The organism is Streptomyces sp. NPDC048352, assembly GCF_040651895.1.
Taxonomy (GTDB): Bacteria; Actinomycetota; Actinomycetes; order Streptomycetales; family Streptomycetaceae; genus Streptomyces.
This window is the reverse complement of the sequence record NZ_JBEZKZ010000145.1, coordinates 1-4994: the sequence shown is the minus strand read 5'-3', so window position 1 is coordinate 4994 and position 4994 is coordinate 1. Positions and strand designations below refer to the sequence as shown.

The window sequence follows — 4994 nt, the reverse complement described above, 5'->3', positions numbered from 1 at the left end:
GCCCGGCCGCAGGGGCACCACGGCGGGCCCCCGTCGCGGCCCTCGTCGTCCCGCAACCCCGGCTCCACCGCCGGGCGGACGGGGGGCCGCCCGGGACCCCGTACGACCGGCACCGGGCGCCGCCGCCCGTCGCGGCCGGACCCGAAGCTGCTGCGGCAGCGGCTGATCGTGTTCGTGGTGGTGACCCTGCTCGTGGCCCTGGGCATCGCCCTCGCGCAGAAACTCTGAGGGGGTGGCGCACCGTCCGGCGCGCCACCCCCTCCGTACGGTCCCCTGACTACGCGCGGCCGCTGCCGGCCACGGCGTAGAACGCGACGGCCGCGGCCGCGCCCACGTTCAGCGAGTCGACGCCGTGGGCCATGGGGATGCGCACCCACTCGTCGGCGGCGACCAGCGCCTGCGTGGACAGCCCGTCGCCCTCCGCCCCCAGCATCAGCGCCACCCGCTCCAGGGTCTGCGGGGCGGCCACGTCGATCGGCGAGGCCTTCTCGTGCGGGGTGAGCGCGAGGAGCTTGAAGCCGGCCTCCCGGACCGAGTCCAGGCTCTTGGGCCAGGCCTCCAGGCGGGCGTAGGGGACGGAGAACACCGCGCCCATCGAGACCTTCACCGACCGGCGGTACAGCGGGTCCGCGCAGTCGGGCGACAGCAGCACGGCGTCCATGCCGAGGGCGGCGGCGCTGCGGAAGATCGCCCCGATGTTGGTGTGGTCGTTGACCGCCTCCATGACGGCCACCCGGCGGGCCGACGCCAGCAGCTCCTGCGCCGTGGGCAGCGGCTTGCGCTGCATCGAGGCGAGGGCGCCGCGGTGCACGTGGTAGCCGGTGACCCGCTCGGCGAGGTCGGGGCTGACGGCGTAGACCGGGGCGGGGAGCTCGTCGATGACGTCGCGCATGACGTCGACCCACTTGGCGGACAGCAGCATCGAGCGCATCTCGTACCCGGCGTCCTTGGCCCGCCTGATGACCTTCTCGCCCTCGGCGATGAACAGGCCCTCGGCGGGCTCGCGGCGGCGCCGGAGCTCGACGTCGGTCAGGCCCGTGTAGTCGCGCAGGCGCGGGTCGTCGGGGTCTTCGATGGTGATGAGATCAGCCACAGGGTGATACTGCCTTGTCCTGGGTGCGGTGCCAACGGCCTGTCAGGCGCCGGCGAGGGGGGCGTTGACGCGGACGACGTCGCCGATCACGATGACGGCGGGCGGACGGACCTCCTGCGCCTTGACCGTCTCGCCCACGGTCGCGAGGGTGGCGTCCACCCGGCGCTGGGCGGCGGTGGTGCCCTCCTGGACGACGGCGACGGGGGTGTCGGCGGAGCGGCCGTGGCGGACCAGGGCCTCGGCGATCAGGCCGATCTTGTCGACGCCCATGAGGATGACGATCGTCCCGGTGAGCTTGGCGAGGGCCGCCCAGTCGACGAGGGAGCGCGGGTCGTCCGGTCCGACGTGGCCGCTGACCACGGTGAACTCGTGCGCCACCCCGCGGTGGGTGACGGGGATCCCGGCGGCGCTCGGCACCGAGATGGAGCTGGAGATGCCCGGCACGACCGTGCAGGGGATGCCGTGCTCGGCGAGGGCCTGGAGCTCCTCCATGCCGCGGCCGAAGACGTACGGGTCCCCGCCCTTGAGCCGCACCACGGCCTTGCCGGCCTTGGCGTGCTCGATCAGGGCGTTGTTGATGGCCTCCTGGGCCATGAAACGGCCGTACGGGATCTTCGCGGCGTCGATGACCTCGACGTGCGGCGGAAGCTCGTCGAGCAGGTCGCGGGGGCCGAGCCGGTCGGCGATCACCACGTCGGCCTCGGCCAGCAGGCGGCGGCCGCGCACGGTGATCAGGTCCGGGTCGCCGGGCCCGCCGCCGACGAGGGCCACGCCGGGGACGCGGGGCCGGGCGGCGGTGAGGGAACCGTCGCGCAGCCCCTCGACGACGGCGTCGCGCACGGCGGCGGAGCGGCGCGGGTCGTTGCCGCTCAGCACGGCGACGGTGACGCCCTCCACGCGGCCGGTGGCCGGGGTCCAGGCGGTGGCGGCGTCGGCGTCGTCGGCGCGCACGCACCAGACGCGGCGGCTCTCGGCCTCGGCGGAGGCCGCGTCGTTGGCGGCCCGGTCCCGGGTGGCGATCAGCGCGTACCAGGCACCGTCGAGGTCGCCGTCCTGGTAGCGGCGGCGCTCCCAGCGGATCTCGCCGGTCTCCGCCATCGCGTCCACGGAGGGGGTCGCGGAGGGGGAGACGAGCAGGACGTCGGCACCGGCGGCGATCAGCGCGGGGAGGCGGCGCTGGGCGACCTGCCCGCCGCCGATGACGACGACGCGGCGCCCTGCCAGACGGAGTCCTACGGGGTAGGCGGGGTGTGCCGGGTTTGCCATGGCGGTTGCGGCTCCTGATGCGGCGGGGTCTGGTCGGCGGGGCCGCTGCTGCGCTGGAGCGGCGTGACGGGCACGCAGTGCGGGGCGCCCGTCCGGGACCACGATACGACCCGCCGGCTCCGGCGGTACCTGCGGGGGCGAACTTCGGACGGGGGGTTTCGGCTGGTCGGGGTGGGGGTGGGATCCCCACTGGAACGAGGACCGCGTAGCGATCCGTTGCCCCTGGGTGGGCCGCAGGGCGCTGTGGTCGGTGTTCGGTGCGGGCAGCAGCGCCCCTGCACCGGGAACTCAGGCGCAGAGGGCCCGGATGCCCGGCCGGCCGGGGCAACGCCCCCTCGCCCAGCCCTGACGGGCCCGCCGCTCCCCCTCTGGACCGTGCCGTTCCTTTGGGGGCTTCCCCGGAAACCCCCGAACCAGCCCTGAGACCGCCCAGCAGGCACCCCGCTCCCCCGCCCACCGGACCCGCACCCGGGGAGGCGGGTGGGTAACCACCGCCCCGCCCCCGGTGGGTCGAGGGGGAGATGGCGGGCCCGCACCGTGGCCGCGTACGGCAAAGCCCCCGCCCCCCGTTGAGCGGGGCGGGGGCTCAGGCCGGTGCCGGGGCTACTTCTCCGTGACTCCCGCCGAGTCGAACGTGGCGACCTCGTGCATCGCGCGGGCCGCGCTCTGGATCAGGGGGAGGGCCAGGAGGGCGCCCGTGCCCTCGCCGAGGCGGAGGTCCAGGTCGACCAGGGGGCGCAGGCCGAGCTTGTTGAGGGCGGCCACGTGGCCCGGTTCCGCGCTGCGGTGGCCCGCGATGCACGCCGACAGGGACTCGGGGGCGATGGCGCGGGCCACCAGGGCGGCCGCGCCCGCGCTCACGCCGTCGAGGATGACCGGCGTGCGCAGGGAGGCTCCGCCCAGCAGCAGGCCGACGATCGCCGCGTGCTCCAGGCCGCCGATGGCCGCCAGGACGCCGATCGGGTCGTTCGGGTCGGGCTGGTGGAGCTCCAGGGCGCGGCGTACGACGTCGACCTTCCGCGCGTGCGTCTCGTCGTTGATGCCCGTGCCGCGGCCCGTCACCTCGGACGGGTCGACCCCCGTGAAGACGGAGATCAGCGCCGCGGACACCGTGGTGTTCGCGATGCCCATCTCGCCCGTGAGGAGCGCCTTGTTGCCCGCCGCGACGAGGTCGCGGGCCGTCTCGATGCCGACCTCGATGGCGGCGATGGCCTCCTCGCGGGTCATCGCCGGCCCGGTCGACAGGTCGGCCGTGCCCGGGCGGACCTTGCGCGGCAGCAGCCCCGGGGTGGCGGGGAGGTCGCCCGCGACGCCGACGTCGATGACGCAGACCTCGGCGCCGACCTGGTTGGCGAAGGCGTTGCAGACCGCCCCGCCGCCCAGGAAGTTGGCCACCATCTGCGTGGTGACCTCCTGGGGCCACGGGGTGACGCCCTGGGCGTGGACACCGTGGTCGCCGGCGAAGATCGCGACGGCGGCCGGCTCGGGGATCGGCGGCGGGCAGACCCGGGAGAGGCCGGACAGCTGAGCGGAGATGATCTCCAGCATGCCCAGGGCCCCGGCGGGCTTGGTCATGCGCTTCTGCCGCTCCCAGGCCTCGCCGAGCGCCTTCGCGTCGAGCGGGCGGATGCTGGCGACGGTCTCGGAGAGCAGGTCGTGCGGGGCCTCGCCGGGCAGCGCGCGGCGCCCGTACGTCTCCTCGTGGACGACCCAGGCCAGCGGACGGCGCTGCGACCAGCCCGCCTGGGCCAGTTCGGGCTCGTCGGGGAACTCGTCCACGTACCCGACGCACAGGTACGCGACGACCTCCAGGTGCTCCGGCAGGCCCAGCGCGCGGACCATCTCGCGCTCGTCGAAGAAGCTGACCCAGCCGACGCCGAGGCCTTCGGCGCGGGCGGCGAGCCACAGGTTCTCGACGGCGAGGGCGGAGGAGTACGGGGCCATCTGCGGCTGGGTGTGCCGGCCGAGGGTGTGGCGGCCGCCGCGCGTCGGGTCGGCGGTGACGACGATGTTCACCGGGGTGTCGAGGATGGCCTCGATCTTCAGTTCCTTGAACTGCTTGGCCCGGCCCTTGGGCAGCGACTTGGCGTAGGCCTCGCGCTGCTTCTGGGCGAGTTCGTGCATCGTCCGGCGGGTCTCTGCGGAGCGGATGACGACGAAGTCCCACGGCTGCGAGTGGCCGACGCTGGGCGCGGTGTGGGCGGCCTCGAGGACGCGCAGCAGCACCTCGTGCGGGATGGGGTCGGTACGGAAGCCCTTGCGGATGTCGCGGCGCTCGCGCATGACGCGCAGCACCGCCTCGCGCTCGGCGTCGTCGTACGCGGGGGCCGGTTCGCCCGCGGCGGGCTCCGCCGGCGGGGCCTCGGCTTCGGCGGGGGCGGGCTCGGCGGCCTCCGCGGCGGCCGGCTCGGGGGCCTCGGCGGGCTGCACGGGCTCTACGGGCTCGGGCTGCGCTCCGGCCGGCTCGGGGGCCTCGGGCGCGGCCTGGGCCACCGTTTCCGCGGGGGTCTGCTCGGCGGGCTCGGCCGGAGCCTGCGGGTCGGCCGGGGCCGACCTCGCCGCCGCCCCGGTCCACCCGGACCAGCGGGCGGCCGCCGGCCAGGACCCGGGTCTTCACGGGCAGCGTGCCCTCCAG

Annotated in this window: 2 protein-coding genes and 2 pseudogenes; 1 reads left to right on the top strand and 3 read right to left on the bottom strand. The window is 75.6% G+C overall.

All coding sequences use genetic code 11. The annotated features are described in order from the left end of the window. Positions 1-228, top strand: a pseudogene (locus tag AB0D45_RS34455) (serine/threonine protein kinase); the annotation flags it as partial. Positions 229-277: 49 nt separating this feature from the next. Here the strand turns inward: AB0D45_RS34455 and AB0D45_RS34450 are convergent. The 3 genes and pseudogenes from AB0D45_RS34450 to cobT form a co-directional block, all read right to left on the bottom strand. Next, entirely contained in the window at positions 278-1093 is an 816-nt protein-coding gene (locus AB0D45_RS34450; protein WP_267035793.1) for an RNA methyltransferase, read from the bottom strand. Positions 1094-1135: 42 nt separating this feature from the next. Then, positions 1136-2359 (bottom strand): uroporphyrinogen-III C-methyltransferase, encoded by a 1224-nt coding sequence (gene cobA / locus AB0D45_RS34445; protein ID WP_362466560.1) that lies wholly within the window; start codon positions 2357-2359, stop codon positions 1136-1138. A gap of 603 nt (positions 2360-2962) precedes the next feature. Continuing rightward, a pseudogene (gene cobT, locus AB0D45_RS34440) lies at positions 2963-4891 on the bottom strand (nicotinate-nucleotide--dimethylbenzimidazole phosphoribosyltransferase); the annotation flags it as partial. Positions 4892-4994: the final 103 nt, after the last annotated feature.